Genomic DNA, 1533 nt, shown 5'->3' with positions numbered 1-1533 from the left:
CTTCAGAACTAACACAGTGGACGCGAGCAACTGAGGACAAGCCCTCGGCCTATTAGTACCAGTCAGCTCCACCCGTTACCGGGCTTCCACATCTGGCCTATCAACCCAGTCGTCTACTGGGAGCCTTACCCTCTCAAGGAGGTGGGAATACTCATCTTGAAGCAGGCTTCCCGCTTAGATGCTTTCAGCGGTTATCCCTCCCGAACGTAGCCAACCAGCCATGCCCTTGGCAGGACAACTGGCACACCAGAGGTTCGTCCGTCCCGGTCCTCTCGTACTAGGGACAGCCCTTCTCAATATTCCTACGCGCACAGCGGATAGGGACCGAACTGTCTCACGACGTTCTAAACCCAGCTCGCGTACCGCTTTAATGGGCGAACAGCCCAACCCTTGGGACCGACTCCAGCCCCAGGATGCGACGAGCCGACATCGAGGTGCCAAACCATCCCGTCGATATGGACTCTTGGGGAAGATCAGCCTGTTATCCCCGGGGTACCTTTTATCCGTTGAGCGACGGCGCTTCCACAAGCCACCGCCGGATCACTAGTCCCGACTTTCGTCCCTGCTCGACCCGTCGGTCTCACAGTCAAGCTCCCTTGTGCACTTACACTCAACACCTGATTGCCAACCAGGCTGAGGGAACCTTTGGGCGCCTCCGTTACCCTTTGGGAGGCAACCGCCCCAGTTAAACTACCCATCAGACACTGTCCCTGATCCGGATCACGGACCGAGGTTAGACATCCAGCACGACCAGAGTGGTATTTCAACGGCGACTCCACCATGACTGGCGTCACGGCTTCAAAGTCTCCCACCTATCCTACACAAGCCGAACCGAACACCAATATCAAACTGTAGTAAAGGTCCCGGGGTCTTTCCGTCCTGCTGCGCGAAACGAGCATCTTTACTCGTAGTGCAATTTCACCGGGCCTATGGTTGAGACAGTCGAGAAGTCGTTACGCCATTCGTGCAGGTCGGAACTTACCCGACAAGGAATTTCGCTACCTTAGGATGGTTATAGTTACCACCGCCGTTTACTGGCGCTTAAGTTCTCAGCTTCGCCCCGTCGAAACAGAGCTAACCGGTCCCCTTAACGTTCCAGCACCGGGCAGGCGTCAGTCCGTATACATCGCCTTACGGCTTCGCACGGACCTGTGTTTTTAGTAAACAGTCGCTTCTCGCTGGTCTCTGCGGCCACCCCCAGCTCAGAGTGCAAGACTCATCACCAGGCGTGGCCCCCCTTCTCCCGAAGTTACGGGGGCATTTTGCCGAGTTCCTTAACCATAGTTCACCCGAACGCCTCGGTATTCTCTACCTGACCACCTGAGTCGGTTTAGGGTACGGGCCGCCATGAAACTCGCTAGAGGCTTTTCTCGACAGCATAGGATCATCCACTTCACCACAATCGGCTCGGCATCAGGTCTCAGCCTTAACGTGTGACGGATTTGCCTACCACACGGCCTACACCCTTACCCCGGGACTACCACCGCCCGGGCTGGACTACCTTCCTGCGTCACCCCATCGCTTACCTACTAC

At 56.5% G+C, this 1533-nt stretch carries 1 rRNA gene; it reads right to left on the bottom strand.

What is annotated here, in order from left to right:
• Nucleotides 1–32: 32 nt before the first annotated feature.
• Nucleotides 33–1533, bottom strand: a 23S ribosomal RNA gene (locus ACZ407_RS34890); the annotation flags it as partial.

This window comes from Streptomyces sp. NPDC030809 (genome assembly GCF_055572195.1).
The sequence above is the reverse complement of the archived record's forward strand: the minus strand, read 5'-3'. Positions and strand labels throughout refer to the sequence as shown.